The following is a 20,667-nucleotide window of genomic DNA, read 5'->3' on the forward strand; positions in this document are numbered from 1 at the left end:
CCACCTCAGCCTGAACAGGACTCAACGAGATGTCGATCTTCCTCACCGAGAACAGCAAGGTCATCGTCCAGGGCATCACCGGGTCCGAGGGGCGCAAGCACACCGCGCGCATGCTCGCCTCCGGCACCGCCGTGGTCGGTGGCGTCAACCCGAGCAAGGCCGGCCAGACCGTGGACTTCGACGGCACGTCCGTCCCGGTCTACGGCTCGGTCGCCGAGGCGATGAAGGAGACCGGGGCCGACGTCACCGTCGTCTTCGTGCCGCCGAAGTTCGCCAAGGACGCCGTCATCGAGGCCGTCGACGCCCACATCGGGCTGGCCGTCGTCATCACCGAGGGCATCCCGGTGCACGACTCGACCTACTTCTGGGCCCACGCCCAGGGCGGCGCCACCCGGATCATCGGCCCGAACTGCCCCGGCCTGATCAGCCCCGGGCGCTCCAACGCCGGCATCATCCCGGCCGACATCACCCAGGCCGGCAAGATCGGGCTGGTCAGCAAGTCCGGCACGCTGACCTACCAGATGATGTACGAGCTGCGTGACATCGGCTTCTCCACCGCCGTCGGCATCGGCGGCGACCCGGTCATCGGGACGACGCACATCGACTGCCTCAAGGCCTTCCAGGACGACCCGGAGACCGAGGCCATCGTGATGATCGGCGAGATCGGTGGCGACGCCGAGGAGCGCGCCGCGGACTTCATCAAGGCCAACGTCACCAAGCCCGTCGTGGGCTACGTGGCCGGCTTCACCGCCCCCGAGGGCAAGACCATGGGCCACGCCGGTGCCATCGTCTCCGGCTCCGCCGGTACCGCCGCCGCCAAGCAGGGGGCCCTCGAGGCCGCCGGCGTGCGCGTCGGCAAGACCCCCTCGGAGGCCGCGCGCCTCATGCGGGAGATCGTCGGCGCCTGACGAAGGACCCCCGTGCCCCCCACCCTTCGCCAGCTCAGGGCAGGGACCTGCACGGGGGCCTGGCCTCGCCCCCGCCGCTCGCACGCTCGCGGCGCGACCCGTGCGAGGGCCTGACGGGACGTCACCGCTGCCCGGCAGCCTCCACGGGGGGTGCCGGGCAGCGGCGTGCCGGGGGACGGGCGGGCGCGGGAGACTGTGCGGAGGAACCGCCGGCGGAGAGGAGCCCCGATGACGTCCACGGCACCTGACCCGGCCGGGGTCGATCCCGAGCCGACACGGTCCAGTCCTGAGCTGTCGAGCCCGGACGTCCCCGCACGCCCCCCGTGGGTGCGCTCGGGACGGCTGCACCTGGCCGACGTCCTGGTCGCCGCGGGCACCGTGCTGTTCGCGCTCCTCCTGCTCGCCCCGTGGTTCCGCACCGAGGCCCGCGACCTCGGTTTCGGCCACCGGGTCGAGGCCGCCACCGCCGACGGCCTGGACTCCGGCCTGCTCGTCACCGCGCTGGTGCTGCTCGTGCTGGCCAGCTGCTGGGGGCTGCTCCCGGCGGTCGCCGACGTCCGCCCGCCGTTCCCGCGGGAGCTGGTCACCGCCGGGCTCACGGCCCTGGCCCTCCTGCTGACGCTGCTGGAGTGGCTCACCACCCTGGACATCGGCCTCAGCGTGCCCGGACTGCTGGCCGTGCTCACCGCGGCCGTCGTGTTCGCCGTCGCCGTCCGGGCGCTGGTCCCGCAGGCGCGGGCGTGGGTCGCCGCCGAGCGCCCTCCGAACGTGACGTGACTCGCCCCGGCGCGTGCACCGCGCCTCCGGCGGCGCGCCTTGGGACAGTGGGGGAGTGACGTCCCTGCTCGCCCGTCTGCCCTCGCTGGGGCCCGGAGACGGGGAGTCGCGCAGCTCCACCACCGCGTGGCTGGCCGCTGCCGCCGCCCTCGCCGTCCAGGTGCTGGGCCTGCTCGGGCTGGGCCTGGCGCTCGTCGTCGTCCAGACCCTCGACCCCGACGGCGGCATGCCCGTGGGCTCCTCGGCGCGGCTGGCCACCCAGCTGTGGCTGCTCGCCCAGGGCGCCCAGCTCGAGCTGTCCTCCGGCCCGCTGCGGGTGGCGCCGCTGCTGCTCACCCTGCTCATCGCCTGGGGCCTGAGCCGCGCGGCCGGGTCGGTGGCCTCGGTGCGCGCCGTGCAGACCGTGGGCGGAGCGGCGCGGGTGCTCGGCGTGGTCGTCGCCGTCCACGTCGCCGCCACCGCCGGTCTCGCGCTGCTCGCCGACGGCCCCGCGGCGTCGGTCGGTCTGCTCCGGCCGGTCCTGGGCGGTCTGGTGCTCGCCCTCGTCGCCGGCGGCCTCGGCGTGCTGCGCGACTCCGGCCTCAGCGCCACGGTCGCCGACCGCTTCCCCGGCCCCGGCCGGGCGCTCTGGCAGGCCGTCGCCGCCGGCACCCTCGTGCTCGCCGCCTGCTGCACGGCCGTCCTCGCCGTCGCGCTGGTCGACGACATCGCCGCGGTGGGCCGGCTGGCCACCGGCCTCGGTGGGGCCAGTGCCGGCGCCGCCGGCCAGGTCGGGCTGAGCATGCTCCTGCTGCCGAATGCGACCGCCGCGGTGATGGGGCTGGCCGCCGGGCCGGGCTTCCTCGTCGGCGCCGGCACCCTCGTCTCCGCGAGCGGGGTGAGCCTGGCCGCGGTGCCGGCGCTGCCGCTGATGGCCGCCCTGCCCGACACCCAGGCCGTGCCGCTGTTGGCCTTCCTCTCCCAGGCGCTGCCCGCCGTCGCCGGGCTGGCCGCCGGGGTGGTCCTCGGCCGGCGGCTGGGCGACGACGACGGCGGCAGCGTCACGGCCGCGCTCTGGGGCGTGGTGGCCGGCGTGGGCGTCGGCGTCACCTCCGGGCTGGTCGTGCTCGTGGCCGGCGCACAGCTCGGCGACGGCGCCCTGGCCGAGGTCGGGGCTCCCGCCCTGGCCACCGGGCTGGCGATCGCGGCCCAGGCGGGCATCGCCGCCACGTTGGCGGCCCCGGTCAGCCGCTGGCGCTCCCGGGGCTGACCGAGGGCCTCCTCGCCCCGGCCTCCTGCAGGGTCCCGCCGCGAGCGTGCGAGTGGCGGGGGGCAGGGAGGTCCTCCTGCCGCCCGGCTAGGGTCTGCTCGTGCCCGCCGCCGCGCCCGCCGCACCGCGGTCCCGGGTCGTCGTCCTCCTCTCCGGGGCCGGCACCCTGTGCGCCGCGCTGCTGGTCGCCACCGACGACGCCGGCTACCCGGCCGAGGTCGTCGCCGTCGGTGCCGACCGCCCGGACGCTGCCGGGCTGGCCACCGCCCGCGCCCGAGGGATCGACACCTTCGTGACCCCGCTGCGCGACCACCCCGATCGGGCGGCCTGGGACCGGGCGCTGGCCGCGGAGCTGTCCGCCCGGCGTCCGGACTGGGTGGTCAGCGCGGGTTTCATGAAGCTGCTGGGCCCCGCCGTCCTCGACGCCTTCGGCGGCCGGGTCCTCAACACCCACCCGGCGCTGCTGCCGGCGTTCCCCGGCGCGCACGCCGTCCGGGACGCCCTGGCTGCCGGGGTGGCCACGACCGGTGCCACCGTCCACCTCGTCGACGCCGGTCTCGACACCGGGCCGGTGGTCGCCCAGCGCGTCGTCCCCGTGCTCCCCGGGGACGACGAGGCGCGGCTGCACGAACGGATCAAGACCGTGGAGCGCGAGCTCCTGGTGCACACCCTGGCCGACCTGGTGACCCAGGTGCCGGCCGACACGACCCACGACCGACCTCAGGAGAGCACCCGATGAGCGACCGCATCCCCGTCCGCCGTGCACTGCTCGGGGTCTACGACAAGAACGGCGTCGAGGAGCTCGCCCGCGGGCTCGTCGCGGCCGGCGTCGAGCTGGTCAGCACCGGCGCGACCGCCGCCCGGATCGCCGAGGCCGGCCTGCCGGTCACCCCGGTCGAGCAGGTCACCGGCTTCCCCGAGACCCTCGACGGGCGCGTCAAGACCCTGCACCCGGCCGTGCACGCCGGCATCCTGGCCGACCGCCGCAAGCCCGAGCACGTCGCGCAGCTCGAGGCGCTCGGCATCGCCGCCTTCGACCTGGTCGTGGTGAACCTCTACCCGTTCAGCGACACGGTGGCCTCGGGTGCGACCCCCGACGAGTGCATCGAGCAGATCGACATCGGCGGCCCGGCGATGGTGCGCGCGGCCGCCAAGAACCACCCGTCGGTCGCCGTCGTGGTCGACCCGGGCCGCTACGACGAGGTCGTCGAGGCCGTCACCGCCGGCGGCTTCACCCTCGCGCAGCGGCAGGGCCTGGCCGCCGAGGCGTTCCGGCACACCGCGGCCTACGACGTCGCCGTGGCCTCGTGGATGGGCAACGTGCTCGCCCCCGACGACGAGAGCGGCTTCCCGGCCTGGGTCGGGGGCAGCTGGGAGCGCGCCGACGTCCTGCGGTACGGGGAGAACCCGCACCAGGGCGCCGCGCTGTACCGCAGCGGCCAGCCCGGGCTCGCCGACGCCGAACAGCTGCACGGCAAGCAGATGTCGTACAACAACTACGTCGACACCGACGCCGCCTGGCGGGCCGCGCACGACCACGCCGACCCCTGCGTGGCGATCATCAAGCACGCCAACCCCTGCGGGATCGCCGTCGGCGCCGACATCGCCGCCGCGCACCGCAAGGCGCACGCCTGCGACCCGGTCTCGGCCTTCGGCGGGGTCATCGCCGCCAACCGCGAGGTCGACCTGACCCTGGCCGAGCAGATCGCCGAGGTGTTCACCGAGGTCGTCGTCGCACCGTCGTTCACCGAGGACGCGCTGGGCGTACTGGCCCAGAAGAAGAACATCCGGCTGCTGCAGATGCCCACCGCACCCCGGCTGTCGATCGAGCTGCGTCCGGTCAGCGGCGGCCTGCTGCTGCAGACCGCCGACCGGATCGACGCCCCCGGCGACGACCCGACCAGCTGGACCCTGGCCACCGGCACTCCGCTGGACGCCGCCGGGCTGGACGACCTGGTCTTCGCCTGGCGGGCGGTGCGCGCGGTGAAGAGCAACGCCATCCTGCTCGCCGCCGACAAGGCCACCGTCGGCGTCGGCATGGGGCAGGTCAACCGGGTCGACTCCGCCCGGCTCGCGGTCACCCGGGCCGGCGAGCGGGCCGCGGGTTCGGTCGCGGCCTCCGACGCGTTCTTCCCCTTCGCAGACGGCCTGCAGGTGCTGCTCGACGCGGGCGTGAAGGCCGTCGTCCAGCCGGGCGGGTCGGTGCGCGATGCCGAGGTGGTCGCCGCGGCCGAGGCCGCCGGCGTGACGCTGTACCTGACCGGCACCCGCCACTTCGCCCACTGATGAAGGACCCCGCTGCCCCCCACCACTCGCGAGCTCGCGGCGGGGCCCTGCAGCGGGGCCGGAGGGGCGCCTCGTGAACCGCAGTGTCCAACCGCCCGAGCCGGGGTCGGTCTGGGAGGACGAGGACCTCGCCCGGGTCGACTGGGACTCCGCCGTCCTGGACCAGGTCACGTTCCTCGACTGCCGGTTCGACGACGCCCAGCTCGCCGAGCTGGTGACCCGGCGCTGCGTGTTCGAGCGCTGTGTCCTCACCGGGGTCAACCTGTCGGGCTCCCGGCACGAGGGGACGGCGTTCCTCTCGTGCCGGTTCGACCGGGCGAAGCTCTTCGACGTCTCCCTGACGGGGTGCAAGCTCACCGGCTCGCAGTTCCCCAACGTCACGATGCGGCCGATGACGACGGTCGAGTCCGACTGGTCCTACGCCTCGCTGCGGGGCGCGGACCTGTCGGGCACCGACTTCTCCGGGCAGCGGCTCACCGAGGCCGACCTCACCGACGCCGACCTGCGGGAGGCGGACCTGCGCCAGGCCGACCTGCGGCACGCCCGCGTGCAGACGACGCAGCTGCGCGGCGCGGACCTGCGCGGTGCCCTCACCGAGGGGCTCAACTGGCAGGCCCTGGACCTGACCGGGGTGCGGGTGGACCTCAGCCAGGCGGTGCAGTTCACCGCCGCCCACGGCGCCCTCGTCGACTGACCCCGCGGCCGCCGGTGCCGCCGGTCCCGGGCCGGTGCACCTGTCGGGCAGACTGGACGACGTGGCAGCGACGACTCTCGACGGCAAGGCGACCGCGGCGGCGATCCGGGGCGAGCTCACCGAGCGGGTGGCCGCCCTGGCCGCGATGGGACGGCGCCCCGGGCTGGGCACCCTGCTGGTCGGCGACGACCCGGGCAGCCGCTGGTACGTCAACGCCAAGCACTCCGACTGCGCGCAGGTCGGCATCGCCAGCATCCAGCGCGAGCTGCCCGCCACCGCCAGCCTCGAGGAGGTCCTGGCCGTCGTCGACGAGCTGAACGCCGACCCGGCCTGCACCGGCTACATCGTCCAGCTCCCGCTGCCCGAGGGGATCGACGACAGCGCCGTCCTGGAGCGGATCGACCCGGCCAAGGACGCCGACGGGCTGCACCCGGTGAACCTGGGCCGGCTGGTGCTCGGGGTCCCCGGTGCGCTGCCCTGCACCCCCGTCGGCATCGTCGAGCTGCTGCGCCGCTACGACGTCCCGCTGGCCGGCGCCGAGGTCGTGGTCGTCGGCCGCGGCATCACCGTGGGCCGCCCGCTGGGCCTGCTGCTCACCCGGCGCACCGAGAACGCCACCGTGACCCTCTGCCACACCGGCACCCGCGACCTGGCGGCGCACACCCGCACCGCCGACGTCATCGTGGCCGCGGCCGGGGTGCCCGACCTGATCACCGCCGACATGGTCAAGCCCGGTGCCGCCGTCCTGGACGTCGGCGTCAGCCGGGTCGACGGCAAGATCGCCGGGGACGTCGCCGCCGACGTGCGCGAGGTGGCCGGCCACGTGGCCCCCAACCCCGGCGGTGTCGGCCCGATGACCCGGGCGATGCTGCTGGCCAACGTCGTCCTGGCCGCGGAGCAGGCGGCCGGGGCCCAGGTGCTCTCGGCATGACGGCCCTGTCGGCATGACCCGCCCCCGGCCCGCGACCCGCCCCGGCGCCCGGCCGCCGCTGTACCTGCGGCGCCCGCTGCTGGCCGGGTTCCTGCGGCAGTGGCCGTTGCTGGCCTGCATCGTGGTGGTGGCCGCCGGGCTGCTGCTGGTCGCCGCCGAGCGGTGGCGCGCCGGGCTGGTCCTGATGGGCCTGGCGCTGGTGCTGGCCGGGCTGTTCCGGCTGCTGCTGCCGGTCCGCCGGATCGGCTTCCTCGCCGTCCGCAGCCGGCCCGCCGACATCGCCCTGATGCTGGGCGCGGGCGCCGTCCTGGTCCTCAGCGTGCTGACCATCCCGCGCACCTGACCGGGCCGCATGGCCCCCCGACCGTGCTCGGGGCTAGGTTGACGGGCATGGCGGATCGGGCCCGGAACGGCAAGGTGACCGTCGTCGGTGCCGGTTTCTACGGCTCGACGACCGCACTGCGGCTGGCTGAGTACGACGTGTTCGACACGGTCGTGCTCACCGACATCGTCGAGGGCCGCCCCGAGGGGCTGGCGCTGGACATCAACCAGTCGCGCGCGATCGAGGGCTTCGGCACCCGGGTCGTGGGCGTCGGCGGCGGCTCCTACGCCGGCACCGAGGACTCCGACGTCGTCGTCGTGACCGCCGGCCTGCCGCGCAAGCCCGGCATGAGCCGGATGGACCTCCTCGAGACCAACGCCGGGATCGTGCGCTCGGTCGCGGAGGCCATCGCCCGTACCTCGCCCGACGCCGTGGTCATCGTGGTCTCCAACCCGCTGGACGAGATGACCGCGCTGGCCCAGCTGGCCACCGGTTTCCCGCACGCCCGGGTGATGGGCCAGGCCGGGATGCTCGACACCGCCCGGTTCACGAACAACGTGGCCGAGGAGCTCGGCGTCCCGGTCGCCTCGGTGCGCACCCTGACGCTGGGCTCGCACGGCGACACGATGGTCCCCGTCCCCTCGCGCTGCACCGTCGACGGCCGCCCGCTGGCCGACGTGCTGCCCCCTGACCGGATCGCGCACCTGGTGGAGCGCACCCGCAACGGCGGCGCCGAGGTGGTCGCGCTGCTGAAGACCGGTTCGGCCTACTTCGCCCCCTCGGCCGCTGCTGCCCGCATGGCGCGCGCGGTCATCGAGGACTCCGGTGCGGTCATGCCGGTGTGCACGTGGGTCGACGGCGAGTACGGGATCTCCGGGGTCTACCTGGGAGTCGAGGCCGAGATCGGCCGCGAGGGTGTCCGGAGGGTCGTCGAGGGCGACCTGTCCGACAGTGAGCTGGCAGGCCTGCGCGAGGCGGCGGACGCCGTGCGCTCCAAGCAGGCCGACGTAGCCGACCTCTGAAGAAGGACCCCGCTGCCCCCCACCGCTCGCAGGCTCGCGGCGGGGCCCTGCAGCGGGGCCATACCAGCACAAAGGAGAACCGCGTGAGCAAGATCAAGGTCGAGGGCAAGGTCGTCGAGCTCGACGGCGACGAGATGACCCGGATCATCTGGCAGTTCATCAAGGACCAGCTGATCCTCCCGTACCTCGACGTCGACCTCGAGTACTACGACCTGGGCATGGAGAACCGGGACGCCACCGACGACCAGGTCACCATCGACGCGGCCAACGCCATCAAGAAGCACGGTGTGGGCGTCAAGTGCGCCACGATCACCCCGGACGAGGCGCGGGTCGAGGAGTTCGGCCTCAAGAAGATGTGGCGCTCCCCGAACGGGACGATCCGCAACATCCTCGGCGGCGTCATCTTCCGTGAGCCGATCATCATGCAGAACGTGCCGCGTCTGGTGCCGGGCTGGACCAAGCCGATCATCATCGGCCGCCACGCCTACGGCGACCAGTACCGCGCCACCGACTTCACGTTCCCGACCGCGGGCACGCTGAAGGTCGTCTTCACCCCCGAGGACGGCGGCGAGCCGATCGAGCGCGAGGTCTTCCAGGCCCCCGGTGCCGGTGTCTCGCTGTCCATGTACAACCTCGACGCGTCGATCTACGACTTCGCGCGGGCCTCGCTCAACTACGGCCTCAACCGCGGCTACCCGGTCTACCTGTCCACGAAGAACACGATCCTCAAGGCCTACGACGGCCGCTTCAAGGACATCTTCGAGGAGGTCTTCCAGGCCGAGTTCAAGGAGCGCTTCGACGCTGCCGGCATCACCTACGAGCACCGGCTGATCGACGACATGGTCGCCGCCTCGCTCAAGTGGGAGGGCGGCTACGTCTGGGCCTGCAAGAACTACGACGGTGACGTGCAGTCCGACACCGTGGCCCAGGGCTTCGGCTCGCTCGGCCTGATGACCTCCGTGCTGGCCACCCCGGACGGCAAGACCGTCGAGGCCGAGGCCGCCCACGGCACGGTCACCCGGCACTACCGCCAGCACCAGCAGGGCAAGGAGACCTCGACGAACCCGATCGCGTCGATCTTCGCCTGGACCCGGGGCCTGGCCCACCGCGGCGTGCTCGACGGCACCCCCGAGGTCACCCGGTTCGCCGAGACCCTCGAGCGGGTCTGCATCGAGACCGTCGAGAGCGGCCAGATGACCAAGGACCTCGCCCTGCTGATCAGCAAGGACGCCCCGTGGCTGACCACCCAGGACTTCCTGGCGGCCATCGACAGCAACCTGCAGAAGGCCATGGCCTGACGACAGCGGCGTAGCACGGACGGCCCCCTCACCCCTCGGGTGAGGGGGCCGTCCCGCGTCCGGGTCGTGATCACCTCGGGCTGGTGGTGGCCACGGACGGCGGGTGACCGCCAGCAACCCGAGGTGATCACACCTGTGGACGGCGCCAGCGCGGTGCCGGCGTCCTCGGGGAGGCTGCCGGTCGTGTCCCGGCCGCCCCACCGCCCCCAGGTGCTGCACGGGCGCGTGTTCCGCGGTTCGTGGGCCACGAACAGTGGGGTGCTCACCCGTGCCCAGCTGCGCAGCAGCGCCTGGCGCCGCATCCGGGAGGACGTCTACGCCGACGCCGCCGAGCCCGACACCCACCGCCTGCACGCCCGCGCCGTCAGCCTCGTCATGCCACCGGGTGCGGCGCTGGGGGGCCGCACGGCAGCCGTGCTCAGCGGCCTGCCGGACGCCGCCGGACCCGACGACCCGGTCGAGGTGGTGCTGCCGACCACCGTCCGGTGGGACCCGCCGGGCGTGTTCGTGCGAGCGGCCGAGCTGGACGGCGACGTCGTCGGGCTCGGCCCCTTCCTGCGCTGGACTGCGCCGGTGCGCACCGCGGTCGACCTCGCTCGCCGAGGGCCTGTGCCGGCGGCGGTCGTGCTCCTGGACCAGCTGGTCCAGGCGCGGGTCGTCGAGCTGGCCGCGGTGCGGGCAGCAGTCGCCGCGCTGCCCCGGTGTCGGGGGAGCCGGACCGCGCGGGAGGTCGTGGCCCGCGCCGACGGCTTGGCGCAGTCCCCGCAGGAGACCAGGGTGCGGTTGCTCCTGGCGGCCAGCGACCTGCCCGGTCCGGTCGCGCAGTTCGAGGTGCGGGACGCCGGGGCCTTCGTCGCGCGGGTGGACTTCGCGTGGCCCGCGCAGAAGGTCGCGCTGGAGTACGACGGGCTCTGGCACGCCGACCCAGCCCAGTTCCGGCGCGACCGCGAGCGCCTCAACCGGCTGACGGCCGCCGGCTGGCGCGTCGTCTTCGCCACCGCGGCCGACCTGCACCGCCCGGATCGGCTCCTCCGCCTGCTGCGTGCCGAGCTGCGGTGATCAGCACGGGCTGGCGGTGGTCATCGGCGGCGGATGACCGCCACCAGCCCGAGGTGATCAACCCGAGGGGCGTCAGACGCCGAAGAGCTGGGTCCACCAGGGGCCGCCGGCGCCGGTGGCCAGGCCGAGGCCCATCGTGCGGTACGAGCAGTCCAGGACGTTCTGCCGGTGACCGGGACTGTCCAGCCACGCACGGACGACGGCATCGGCGTCGGGCTGGCCACGGGCGATGTTCTCCGCCCGCGCGTCGTCCACCCCCGCCTGCGCGGCGCGGTCGAACGGTGAGCGGCCCTCGGGGTCGGTGTGGGAGAAGAAGCCGCGGTCGCGCATGTCGGCGCTGTGCGCCCGGGCCACACCGGCGAGCCCGCCGTCCGCGGCCACGACGCCGCACCCGGCGTCCGCACGCGCGGCGTTGACCAGCGCGAGCACCTGCCCCTCGGGTCCGGGCGCGGCCGGTGCCGGTGCCGGCGGAGGCGGCGGGGGCGGGGCCGGGGCCGGCGGCGGGGGAGGCGCGGGCGGGGTCGAGGTGGCCGGTGTCGGCGGGCGGCTGGTGCTCCGCGGCGTCGGGGTGCTGGAGGTCCGGGCGGCGGTGGTCACCGGCGCGGCCGAGCTGGACGGCGGCGGAGCGGAGGACGACGGCGGCGCAGCGGACGGCGGGACGGCGACCGACGACGGCGCGGGGGAGACCGCGGGCGACGACGTCGGCGAGGACGTGGGGGAGGCCGGCGCGGCGGCGGGGCGGGGGACCGCGTCGTCCCGGCTGGTCAGCAGGGCCCCCACCGCGACCGCGGCCACGGCGAGGGCGATCAGCACGGGCAGCCACACCCGCCGGGGGAGCGCGGTCAGCAGGGTGCGCACGGTGTCGTCCTCGCCTCGGGCAGGTCGGTACCGGGCGAGGCCAGGCGGCCGGCGGCCCCGGATGGGGGAGGCCGGGGAACACCCGGGCGGGTGCCCGCCGTTGGTGAGCGAGGACCGCGCATCGGCGCAGCCACTACCGTGGAGCGGCCGGGGACGTCCCCGGCACACCCCACCCTTGGAGGAGCACGCCGCTCGTGAGCGACGTCTGGCTCAACATCGTCATGGTCTTCGCCTTCGTGCTGATCGGCGGCGCCTTCTCCGGCGCCGAGATTGCCCTGGTGTCCCTCCGCGAGTCCCAGGTCCGCGCCCTGGCCGAGACCGGCCGGCGCGGGCAGGCGCTCAACAAGCTGTTGGGTGACCCGAACCAGTTCCTCGCCGCCGTCCAGGTCGGCGTCACGCTGGCCGGGTTCTTCTCGGCCGCGTTCGGTGCCAGCACGCTGTCGGGCCCGCTGGGCGAGTTCCTCATCGCCCGGGGCGTCGGCCCGGGCCTGGCCGAGCCGCTGGCCTTCGTGCTGGTCACGATCATGATCAGCTACCTGTCGCTGGTGGTCGGCGAGCTGACCCCCAAGCGGCTGGCCCTGCAGCGCGCCGAGGGCTTCTCGCTGGTCGTCGCCGCCCCGCTGAACGCGATCGCCAAGCTGTTCCGGCCCATCATCTGGTTCCTGTCCAGCTCGACCAACGTGCTCGTCCGGCTGCTGGGCGGGGACCCCGAGGCCAGTGGTGAGTCGATCAGCCAGGAGGAGCTGCGCGACCTGGTCGCCGCGCACGAGTCGCTGTCCAGCGACGAGCGCCGGCTGATCGACGAGGTCTTCCGCGCCGGCGACCGCGAGGTCCGCGAGGTGATGACCCCGCGCACCGAGGTCCACTTCCTGGACGCCTCGATGACCGCCAGTCGCGCGGCCAGGCAGGTCGCGGACTCCAGCTGGTCGCGGTACCCGGTCGCCGGTCGCAGCGAGGACGACGTGGTGGGCTTCGTGCACGTGCGTGACCTGCTGCTGCCCACCCACGCCGCCGGGCGCGCGGCGACCGTCGGTGACCTCGCCCGGGAGGTCAAGCGGCTGCCGGGCACCGTCGGCGTGCTCACCGCCCTGTCGGGGATGCGCCGGGAGAACCAGCACTTCGCGATCGTGGTCGACGAGTACGGCGGCACCGACGGCATCGTCACCCTCGAGGACCTCATCGAGGAGGTCATCGGCGACATCTACGACGAGTACGACGACGACGTCACCACCGACAACGACGACCCCGCCGAGGGCCCGCACGAGGTCGACGGGCTGCTCAACCTCGACGACTTCGCCGAGGCGACCGGCGTCCAGCTGCCCGAGGGCCCCTACGAGACGGTGGCCGGGTTCGTGCTCGCCCAGCTCGGCCGGCTGCCCGTCCTCGGGGACGTCGCCACGGTCGAGGGCCGCACGCTCACCGTGCTGGAGCTCGACGGCCGGCGGATCGCCCGCATCTCGGTCGGCGCGGCACCGCAGCCGGTGGACGAGACCACCGCCGAGGCCAGCGCCGGCTAGGCCGCCGCCCGGGCACGGCCCGGGCGGCTGAGGGACCTTCGCAGGGCCCCGCCGCGCGTGCGCGTGACGGGGCCCGAGACGAAGGACCCCCCCGCCCCCCACCACTCGCAGGCTCGCGGCGGGCCCCTGCGACAGGGCCGTCAGCGGGACTGCGTGAACGCCCAGGCGTCGGAGACGATCTCGGTCAGGTCGGTGTGCACCGGGGCCCAGCCGAGGTCGCTGTGGATCTTCGCCGAGCTGGCCACCAGTCGCGCGGGGTCGCCGGCCCGGCGGTCGCCCACGACCACCGGCAGCTCGTGCCCGGTGACGGTGCGGACGGCGTCGACCATCTCCTGCACCGAGAACCCGGTGCCGCTGCCCAGGTTGTAGATGCGGTGCTCACCGGCCGCCGGGGCCGGCAGCGCCAGCAGGTGCGCTGCGGCGAGGTCCACGACGTGCACGTAGTCGCGGATGCAGGTGCCGTCGGGCGTCGGGTAGTCCGAGCCGTAGACGGTCAGCGACTCCCGGGTGCCCGCGGCGACCTGCAGGGCGATCGGGATCAGGTGGGTCTCGGTGGCGTGCCGCTCGCCGACGCCGTAGGCCGCGCCGCCGACGTTGAAGTAGCGCAGGCTCACCGCGGCGAAGCCGTACGCGGTCGCGTAGGAGGTCAGCATCGCGTCGACGGCGAGCTTGCTGGCCCCGTAGGTGTTGGTCGGCCGGGTCGGCGCCGTCTCCAGGATCGGCACCTCCTCGGGCTCGCCGTAGGCGGCGGCGGTGGAGGAGAAGACGATCCGCCGGCAGTCGGCGGCGCGCATGGCCTCCAGCAGCGCCAGCGAGCCCCCGACGTTGTTCTCCCAGTACAGCTCCGGGGCGACCTGGCTCTCCCCGACGAGGCTCTTGGCCGCGAAGTGCAGCACCGCCTCGGGCCGGACGTCGGCCAGCACGGGTGCGGAGTCGTGCAGGGAGGCCTGCACGAGGCGGGCACCGTCGGGGACGGCGTCCTCGTGTCCGGTCGACAGGTCGTCGAGCACGGTGACCTCGTGGCCGGACTCCAGCAGGGCAGCGGTGACTACGCTGCCGATGTACCCGGCTCCGCCGGTGACGAGAACGCGCATGGTGCGAGCCTAGACAGCACCCCGCCCGGGATGCGGCCCACCGCGCTCAGGAGGAGCCCCGTGGTCAGCGCACGTCCCGCCGTGGCCGCGATGCCGGCCTACCGGCCCGGCCGCAACGCCGCCGACCTGGCCCGCGAGATCGGCGTGCCCACGGCGGTGAAGCTGGCCAGCAACGAGCTGCCGTTCCCGCCGCTGCCCGCGGTCCTGGCCGCGATCGCCGCCACCGCGGCGGAGACCACCCGGTACCCCGACAACGGCGCCGCGGTGCTCACCCGCGCACTGGCCGACCGCTACGACGTCGCCCCCCAGCAGCTGGCCCTGGGCTGCGGCGCGGTGACGGTCTGCCAGCAGCTCACCCAGGCCTTCGTCGACCCGGGCACGTCCATCGCCTTCGGGTGGCGCTCCTTCGAGATGTACCCGCTGCTCGCCCAGGTCGCCGGCGGGCGCACCCAGCAGGTGCCGCTCGTCCCGGGCACCCCGGGCGGGACCGCGGACACCTTCGACCTCACTGCCCTGGCCGCCGCGGTCGACGAGACCACCCGGCTGGTGTTCGTCTGCAACCCCAACAACCCCACCGGGACGGCGGTGCGCCGCGCGGAGCTGGAGACGTTCCTGGACGCCGTCCCCGCCGACACCCTGGTCGTGCTGGACGAGGCCTACCGCGAGTTCGTCACCGACCCGGGAGTGCCCGACGGCGTCGAGCTGATGCGCGGGCGGCCCAACGTCGCCGTGCTGCGCACCTTCTCCAAGGCGTGGGGTCTGGCGGGGCTCCGGGTGGGCTACCTGATCGCCGAGGACCCGGCCGTGGCCGACGCCGTCCGTCGGACGCTGGTGCCCTTCAGCGTCTCCAGCCTCGCCCAGGCCGCCGCGGTCGCCGCGCTGGCCAGCGAGGACGAGGTGCGCGAGCGGGTCGCCGCGGTCACCACCGAGCGCACCCGGCTCACCGCCGCGCTGCGCGGGCGCGGCATCGGCGTCGCCGACAGCCAGGCGAACTTCGTCTGGCTGCCGCTGGGCGAGCGCACCGTGGAGGTCGCCGCGGCGCTGGAGGCCCGCGCGGTCATCACCCGCCCGTTCCCCGGCGAGGGGCTCCGGGTCACCGTGGGCAGCCCCGCCGAGGACGACGTCTTCCTCGGCGCGCTGGACGACGTCCTGACCAGCACCGCGGCCGGCGTCGCCGGAGCCTGACCGGTGACCGCTGGGGCGCGTGGTTCGATGGTGGGCGTGCCTGCTCCCCGCGTGCTGTCCGGCATCCAGCCGACGGCTGACTCCTTCCACCTCGGCAACCTGCTCGGTGCGCTGCGGCAGTGGGTGGCGCTCCAGGACGACCACGAGGCCTTCTACTGCGTCGTGGACCTGCACGCGATCACCGTCGAGCAGGACCCTGCGGTGCTCCGGCGGCGCACGCTGGTCTCGGCCGCGCAGCTGCTGGCCCTGGGCGTCGACCCCGAGCGCAGCGCGCTGTTCGTGCAGAGCCACGTGCCCGAGCACGCCCAGCTCGGCTGGGTGATGCAGTGCCTCACCGGGTTCGGCGAGGCCAGCCGGATGACCCAGTTCAAGGACAAGAGCACCCGGGAGGGCGCCGGGCCGACGTCGGTCGGGCTGTTCACCTACCCGGTCCTGCAGGCGGCCGACATCCTGCTGTACCAGGCGGCCCGGGTGCCGGTGGGCGAGGACCAGCGCCAGCACCTGGAGCTGACCCGCGACCTGGCGACCCGCTTCAACAGCCGCTACGGGCCGACCTTCACCATGCCCGAGCCCTACATCCCGCAGGGGACGGCGAAGGTGCTGGACCTGCAGTCGCCGGACAAGAAGATGAGCAAGAGCCTGCCCGACGCCGGCTGCATCAACCTGCTCGACGACGCCAGGGCCACGGCCAAGAAGATCCGATCCGCCGTCACCGACACCGGCCGTGAGGTCGTCGCCGACCCGGTGGGCAAGCCCGGGGTCACCAACCTGCTGACGATCCACTCCGCCTTCTCCGGGCAGAGCGTCGCCGAGCTGGAGCAGCACTTCGCCGGCTCCGGGTACGGCGACCTCAAGAAGGAGGTCGCCGCGGTCGTCACCGAGGCGCTCGCGCCGGTGCAGGCGCGCACCGCCGAGCTGCTGGCCGACACCGCCGAGCTCGAGCGGGTGCTCGCCGCCGGCGCCGCGCGGGCTCGCGGGGTCGCCGCCCCCACGCTGGCCACCGTCTACGAGCGGGTCGGCTTCCTGCCGCCACTGGGTGGTGCACCACGGTGACCGGACGACCGTTGCGCGCGGACGACACCTTCGTGCACCGGCCGGGCACCGCGATCTCGGCCGGCACCTCCGTGCTGGGGGTGGTCGTGGCGCTGCCCGAGCCGCTGGCCCAGCTGATGATCGAGTGGCGCGGCAAGTGCGGCGACCCGCAGGCCAGCCTGGTACCGCCGCACGTCACGCTGCTGCCGCCGACCGAGGTGCCGATCGGTGAGCGCCCGGCCATCCGGATGCACCTGGAGCAGGTCGCGGCGACCCACCCGCCCTTCGACGTCCACCTGACCGGCACCGGCACCTTCCGACCGGTCTCCGAGGTCGTCTTCCTCACCGTCGCCCGGGGCGGGGTCGACTGCGAGCTGCTGGCCGGCGCCGTGCGCTCCGGCCCGCTGACCCGGTCGCTGAGCTTCCCGTACCACCCGCACGTCACCGTGGCCCACGACGTCCCGTCGGAGATGCTCGACATGGCCGCCGAGGGGCTGGCCGACCTGCACAGGGAGTTCCGGGTCGAGTCGTTCACCGAGTTCGAGCAGCTCCCCGACGGCGCCTGGGCCGTGGCCGCCGAGTACCGCCTCTCCGGCACCCCCCGCTGACCCTCCCGGCGCCGTCCCGGCTGCGCGCGGGCGGGCACCACCGTCCAGACTCGGCCCGGTGAGCGACCCGATCGGCCGCGTCGTCGGCGCCGCCCGGAGGCTGCTGCGGCGCCAGCGGGACCGCCGTCCGTGGCTGGACCACCTGGTGCACGCCGGCGGGCACTACAACCGGGCCCAGGGCGACGTGCTGGCCGCCGGCGTCACCTACTACGTCTTCCTGGCGCTCTTCCCGGTCTTGCTGCTGGTGGCCGCCGTGGCCGGCTTCGTGCTGCGCGGGGACCCGCTGCTGGAGGACCAGCTGGTGTCCGGCATCCGCGACGCGGTGCCCGGTGACACCGGCCGGCAGCTCGCCGACCAGGTCAACGGCGCGGTCGACAGCGCCGGCACGTTCGGGCTGGTCGGCCTGGCCGGCTTCCTGCTCGTCGGGCTGGGCGCGATGGACAAGCTGCGGGTCGGCATGGACGTCGTGTGGCGCGGGCGCCCCGACCCGCCGGACTTCCTGGGCGACCGGCTCAAGGACCTCGGCGCCCTGCTCGGGTTGGGTGCGGCCGGGGCGCTGAGCATCGCCCTGACCGCCGGGGCCACCGCCGCGTCGTCGCGGGTGCTGGACCTGCTGGGCCTGGACGAGCAGCCCGGCTCGTTCCTGCTCACCGGCGGCCTGGCCATCGGGCTGGCGCTGGTGGGGGACACCCTGGTCTTCCTCTGGGTGCTCAAGGGCGTGCCCGACAACCCCTTCGGTCTCCGGCAGCTGCTCCCCGGGGCGCTCTTCGGGGCGGTCGGGTTCGAGGTGCTCAAGCTGGTCGGCAACTGGTACCTCAGCCGCATCGGGCAGAACGTGACCGCGCAGACCCTCGGCAGCTTCGTCGGGCTGGTCGTGTGGATCAACGTCGTCGCGCGGTTCGCCTTCTTCACCGCCTCGTGGACGGCGACGATCCGCTCGATCGAGCATGCGCACACCCCCGTCCCGCCCGGGCCGACCCCGTTGCCGGAGGTGGCCGGGGTCCACGAGTGCGGCCCCGGCCCGTCACCGGTCCGGCTGGCGCTGGGCCTGCTGGGCGCCGGGGCGGTGGCGGGAGCGGTGGGCAGCCGGCTGGCCGGCCGGCTGTCCGACCGGCGGGCGGTCAGCGCAGGCCGTCGGCGTCCGTCGGAGGACGCCTGACGGCACCACCGGGTGCCGGGACCGACTGGCGCCGTGCCCGGCGCCACCCCACCAGCGTGGCGGCCACGACCGCCAGTGCCCCGACCGCCAGACCGGCCGGCACCAGTGGGCTCTCGCCGGCCCGGGTCGCGACCTGCGCACCCCCCACCGGCGGCGGCGCGGTCGGTGCCGCGGCCGCCGGGGTCGGGGCCGCGCGGGCCGGGCTCGGTGACGGGCCCGGCGGCGGCGGGGTGGTGAGCCGCGCGGCCTCCGCCGGGTCGACCAGCCGCCCCACCCCGCCCGCACCCGCCGGGGTGGCGAAGCCCCAGTCCAGCAGCCGCTCGGCCTGCTCCAGCTCGTGCACCGGACGGCGCTCGGCCTGCATCAGGCTGACCACCAGCCGTCGGCCGTCGCGCTCGACCGCGGCGACGAAGGTGTGCCGGGCGGCGTCGGTGAACCCCGTCTTGCCGCCCAGCGTGCCGGGGTAGTCGGCGAGCAGGGTGTCCTGGTTCTGGATCTGGTAGCCCAGGGCGCCCCCGGGCACGCCGGGGATGTCGGCGACGCGGGTCTGCAGGACGTCGCGGGCGTAGGGGTCCTCGACCAGCCGGCGCATGATCAACGCCAGGTCGTAGGGCGAGGAGGACTGCCCGGCGACGTCGAGACCGGACGGCGTCCCGGCGACGGTGTCGAAGGCGCCCAGCTCGGCGGCCGTGCGGTTCATCGCGGCGAGGGTCGCCGGCACCCCGCCGGCGGTGCGGGCCAGGGCGTTGGCAGCGTCGTTGCCCGACTGCATCACCAGCGCCCGGAACAGCAGGTCGACCGGGTACTGCCCGCCGCGCACCAGGCCCACCCGGCTGCCCTCGACGGCCTCGTCCTCGGCGGTGCCCTCGACGACCTGCCCGTGGTCCAGGACCGGCCCCAGGGTGAGCAGGGTCAGCGTCTTGAGCGTGCTCGCCGGGTAGTAGCGGCCGTGGGGGTCACGCGCGCCGAGCACCTGCCCGGTGCCGGCGTCGGCGACCAGCCAGCCGCGGGCGTCGATGCCCTCGGGCAGCGGCGGGGCACCGGGCACGGTCACCAGGTCGCGGGTGCCCAGCGCGGCACCGCCCACGGTGCTCCCGTCGGGGGCCGCCCCCTGCGGCGGGGCGCCGGCGACGGGTGCGGTCGGCGTGGGTGCCGACAGGTCGACCGCCGGCGCGGCGCCCTGGGCGACGGCGGGGCCGGCCGGGCCGAGCAGCACGGCCCCGGCCACGAGCAGCACGCCGGCTCGCCGGCGCAGCGGCAGGGACAGGCGCATGACCGGACGCTAACCCGCCGCGCCGGGGACGGCCCGGACGGACCGGTCCGCCCACCGGGTGTGGGCACCGTCTCGCGGACGGGCGCCCGGTGTGTCCGGTGTGTCGCCCGTTGGCAACGATCGGGTCTCTATCCGTTCTCCGGGGGTCATGTCGACCGGGGCCGCAGTTAGCGTGCCTGGGTCGCCGTCGCCAGGTCGCACCGCTCGATCAGCGGTGTCCGGACGGCGGGGAACTGCACCACACACCGCACCGGGGCGTGACCGACGACCGTCGGGCGCGCCCTCTGAGAGAGGAGAGCGTCTTGCGCCGAGCGCGTGGGATGAAGGCCGCAGCACTGCTGCTGGCCGGTGGCATGGCCCTGTCGGCCTGTGCCAGTGACGAGACCAGCGGCGGCACCGCCAGCAGCGGCAGCGCCGGGGGCAGCGCCAGCGCCGCCGCCCTGAAGGTCGGCCTGGCCTACGACACCGGCGGCCGCGGCGACAACTCGTTCAACGACTCCGCCTACCTGGGCATGGAGAACGCGGTCAACGAGCTCGGCGGCGAGCTGCGCGACCTGACCCCGAACGAGGACGCCTCCAACCGGCCCGAGCTGCTCTCGCAGCTGGCCGAGCAGGGCTTCAACCCCGTCATCGCGGTCGGCTTCGCCTACGGCGACATCATCGGCGACGTCGCCAGCGAGTTCCCCGACACGACCTTCGCGATCGTCGACTCCAGCGGTGTCGGCGCCGACGGGCAGCCGCTGGGTGCGGGCAACGTGACCGGCCTGCAGTTCGCCGCCGAGCAGGGCTCGTTCCTGGCCGGTGTCGCCGCGGCGCTGAAGTCCACCGCGAACCACGTGGGCTTCGTCGGTGGCGTGGAGACCCCGCTGATCCAGAGCTTCCAGGCCGGCTTCGCCGCCGGTGCCGAGGCCGCCAAGCCGGGCATCACCGTCGACGTCAAGTACATCTCCCCGGCCGGTGACTTCTCCGGGTTCGCCGACCCCGCGCGCGGCCAGATCGTGGCCCAGGGCATCTTCGACGCCGGCGCCGACATCGTCTACCACGCCGCCGGTGCCTCCGGTGGTGGTGTCTTCACCGCCGCCGCCGCCTCCGGCAAGCGCGCGATCGGTGTCGACTCCGACCAGTACGAGACCGTCGACGACCCGGCCCAGAAGGCCGTGATCATGACCTCGATGCTCAAGCGGGTCGACAACGCCGTCCAGGGGTTCATCACCGACTTCAGCGAGGGCTCGGTCACCGGCGGCAGCGACATCGTCAACGACCTGTCCACCGAGGGCGTCGGCCTGTCCTACACGGGCGGCTTCATCGACGACATCAAGGGCCAGATCGACGAGTACGCCACCCAGATCACCTCCGGCGCGATCACGGTGCCCACGGCTCCGTGATCAGCTCCTG

The 20,667-nt window shown here is 74.6% G+C and carries 20 protein-coding genes; 17 read left to right on the forward strand and 3 right to left on the reverse strand.

The features are described 5' to 3' along the window. Nucleotides 1–29: 29 nt before the first annotated feature. From sucD to GCU67_RS17750, 11 genes are all read left to right on the forward strand, one after another. Nucleotides 30–908: a succinate--CoA ligase subunit alpha gene (gene sucD, locus GCU67_RS17700; RefSeq protein ID WP_163612671.1), complete on the forward strand. Its 879-nt coding sequence runs from the start codon at nt 30–32 to the stop codon at nt 906–908. Nucleotides 909–1,136: 228 nt separating this feature from the next. Further along, nucleotides 1,137–1,685, forward strand: coding sequence for a hypothetical protein (locus GCU67_RS17705; protein ID WP_163612672.1), 549 nt, complete (start codon nt 1,137–1,139; stop codon nt 1,683–1,685). Nucleotides 1,686–1,740: 55 nt separating this feature from the next. Beyond that, on the forward strand, nt 1,741–2,934 hold the full coding sequence (locus GCU67_RS17710) for a cell division protein PerM (protein WP_163612673.1): 1,194 nt from the start codon (nt 1,741–1,743) through the stop codon (nt 2,932–2,934). 100 nt (nt 2,935–3,034) lie between these two features. After that, nucleotides 3,035–3,673 (forward strand): phosphoribosylglycinamide formyltransferase, encoded by a 639-nt coding sequence (gene purN / locus GCU67_RS17715; protein WP_163612674.1) that lies wholly within the window; start codon nt 3,035–3,037, stop codon nt 3,671–3,673. Continuing rightward, on the forward strand, nt 3,670–5,220 hold the full coding sequence (gene purH / locus GCU67_RS17720; RefSeq protein ID WP_163612675.1) for a bifunctional phosphoribosylaminoimidazolecarboxamide formyltransferase/IMP cyclohydrolase: 1,551 nt from the start codon (nt 3,670–3,672) through the stop codon (nt 5,218–5,220). Before purN ends, purH begins: the two co-directional genes overlap by 4 nt. Before the next feature lie 73 nt (nt 5,221–5,293). Further along, nucleotides 5,294–5,914 (forward strand): pentapeptide repeat-containing protein, encoded by a 621-nt coding sequence (locus tag GCU67_RS17725; RefSeq protein ID WP_163612676.1) that lies wholly within the window; start codon nt 5,294–5,296, stop codon nt 5,912–5,914. Nucleotides 5,915–5,975: 61 nt separating this feature from the next. Further along, nucleotides 5,976–6,845: a bifunctional methylenetetrahydrofolate dehydrogenase/methenyltetrahydrofolate cyclohydrolase gene (locus GCU67_RS17730; protein ID WP_163612677.1), complete on the forward strand. Its 870-nt coding sequence runs from the start codon at nt 5,976–5,978 to the stop codon at nt 6,843–6,845. Nucleotides 6,846–6,858: 13 nt separating this feature from the next. Beyond that, the gene (locus tag GCU67_RS17735) at nt 6,859–7,188 is read left to right on the forward strand and encodes a DUF3017 domain-containing protein (RefSeq protein ID WP_163612678.1); all 330 of its coding nucleotides are present in this window, start codon (nt 6,859–6,861) and stop codon (nt 7,186–7,188) included. Between the two features lie 47 nt (nt 7,189–7,235). Further along, nucleotides 7,236–8,189 (forward strand): malate dehydrogenase, encoded by a 954-nt coding sequence (gene mdh / locus GCU67_RS17740; RefSeq protein WP_163612679.1) that lies wholly within the window; start codon nt 7,236–7,238, stop codon nt 8,187–8,189. A gap of 83 nt (nt 8,190–8,272) precedes the next feature. Continuing rightward, on the forward strand, nt 8,273–9,487 hold the full coding sequence (locus GCU67_RS17745; RefSeq protein WP_163612680.1) for an NADP-dependent isocitrate dehydrogenase: 1,215 nt from the start codon (nt 8,273–8,275) through the stop codon (nt 9,485–9,487). Between the two features lie 123 nt (nt 9,488–9,610). Then, nucleotides 9,611–10,546: an endonuclease domain-containing protein gene (locus tag GCU67_RS17750; RefSeq protein WP_338105118.1), complete on the forward strand. Its 936-nt coding sequence runs from the start codon at nt 9,611–9,613 to the stop codon at nt 10,544–10,546. Between the two features lie 72 nt (nt 10,547–10,618). Here the strand turns inward: GCU67_RS17750 and GCU67_RS22080 are convergent, their stop codons facing one another. Beyond that, a complete protein-coding gene (locus GCU67_RS22080; RefSeq protein ID WP_338105119.1) occupies nt 10,619–11,404 on the reverse strand; it encodes a CAP domain-containing protein in 786 nt (261 codons plus the stop codon). 194 nt (nt 11,405–11,598) lie between these two features. Between GCU67_RS22080 and GCU67_RS17760 the strand changes: the two genes are divergently transcribed. Beyond that, a complete protein-coding gene (locus GCU67_RS17760) occupies nt 11,599–12,921 on the forward strand; it encodes a CNNM domain-containing protein (protein WP_163612681.1) in 1,323 nt (440 codons plus the stop codon). A 140-nt stretch (nt 12,922–13,061) separates the two neighbouring features. Here GCU67_RS17760 and galE read toward each other — a convergent pair whose 3' ends face one another. Continuing rightward, entirely contained in the window at nt 13,062–14,015 is a 954-nt protein-coding gene (gene galE / locus GCU67_RS17765) for a UDP-glucose 4-epimerase GalE (protein WP_163612682.1), read from the reverse strand. Nucleotides 14,016–14,075: 60 nt separating this feature from the next. Between galE and hisC the strand changes: the two genes are divergently transcribed. From hisC to GCU67_RS17785, 4 genes are read left to right on the forward strand one after another with little or no spacing between them, the layout of a single operon-like run. Beyond that, complete coding sequence (hisC, locus tag GCU67_RS17770) at nt 14,076–15,200, forward strand: histidinol-phosphate transaminase (RefSeq protein ID WP_338105120.1); 1,125 nt, start codon at nt 14,076–14,078, stop codon at nt 15,198–15,200. Nucleotides 15,201–15,227: 27 nt separating this feature from the next. Beyond that, nucleotides 15,228–16,253 carry a tryptophan--tRNA ligase gene (trpS, locus tag GCU67_RS17775; protein WP_163612704.1) on the forward strand — a complete coding sequence of 342 codons (1,026 nt, stop codon included), beginning with the start codon at nt 15,228–15,230 and terminating at the stop codon, nt 16,251–16,253. After that, nucleotides 16,250–16,840 (forward strand): 2'-5' RNA ligase family protein, encoded by a 591-nt coding sequence (locus GCU67_RS17780; protein WP_163612684.1) that lies wholly within the window; start codon nt 16,250–16,252, stop codon nt 16,838–16,840. The genes trpS and GCU67_RS17780 overlap by 4 nt, the downstream gene beginning before the upstream one ends. A 58-nt stretch (nt 16,841–16,898) precedes the next feature. Beyond that, nucleotides 16,899–17,999 carry a YhjD/YihY/BrkB family envelope integrity protein gene (locus GCU67_RS17785; protein WP_163612685.1) on the forward strand — a complete coding sequence of 367 codons (1,101 nt, stop codon included), beginning with the start codon at nt 16,899–16,901 and terminating at the stop codon, nt 17,997–17,999. On the opposite strand, the gene GCU67_RS17790 is transcribed toward GCU67_RS17785, so the two are convergent. Further along, the gene (locus GCU67_RS17790; RefSeq protein ID WP_163612686.1) at nt 17,962–19,272 is read right to left on the reverse strand and encodes a D-alanyl-D-alanine carboxypeptidase family protein; all 1,311 of its coding nucleotides are present in this window, start codon (nt 19,270–19,272) and stop codon (nt 17,962–17,964) included. The two genes, GCU67_RS17785 and GCU67_RS17790, sit on opposite strands and share 38 nt — an antisense overlap. Nucleotides 19,273–19,574: 302 nt before the next feature. Here GCU67_RS17790 and GCU67_RS17795 point away from each other — a divergent pair, with 302 nt between their 5' ends. Further along, nucleotides 19,575–20,657: a BMP family lipoprotein gene (locus tag GCU67_RS17795; RefSeq protein WP_246215296.1), complete on the forward strand. Its 1,083-nt coding sequence runs from the start codon at nt 19,575–19,577 to the stop codon at nt 20,655–20,657. Nucleotides 20,658–20,667 lie beyond the last annotated feature (10 nt).

Origin of the sequence: Modestobacter muralis (genome assembly GCF_010682105.1) — a bacterium.
Classification (GTDB): domain Bacteria; phylum Actinomycetota; class Actinomycetes; order Mycobacteriales; family Geodermatophilaceae; genus Modestobacter; species Modestobacter muralis.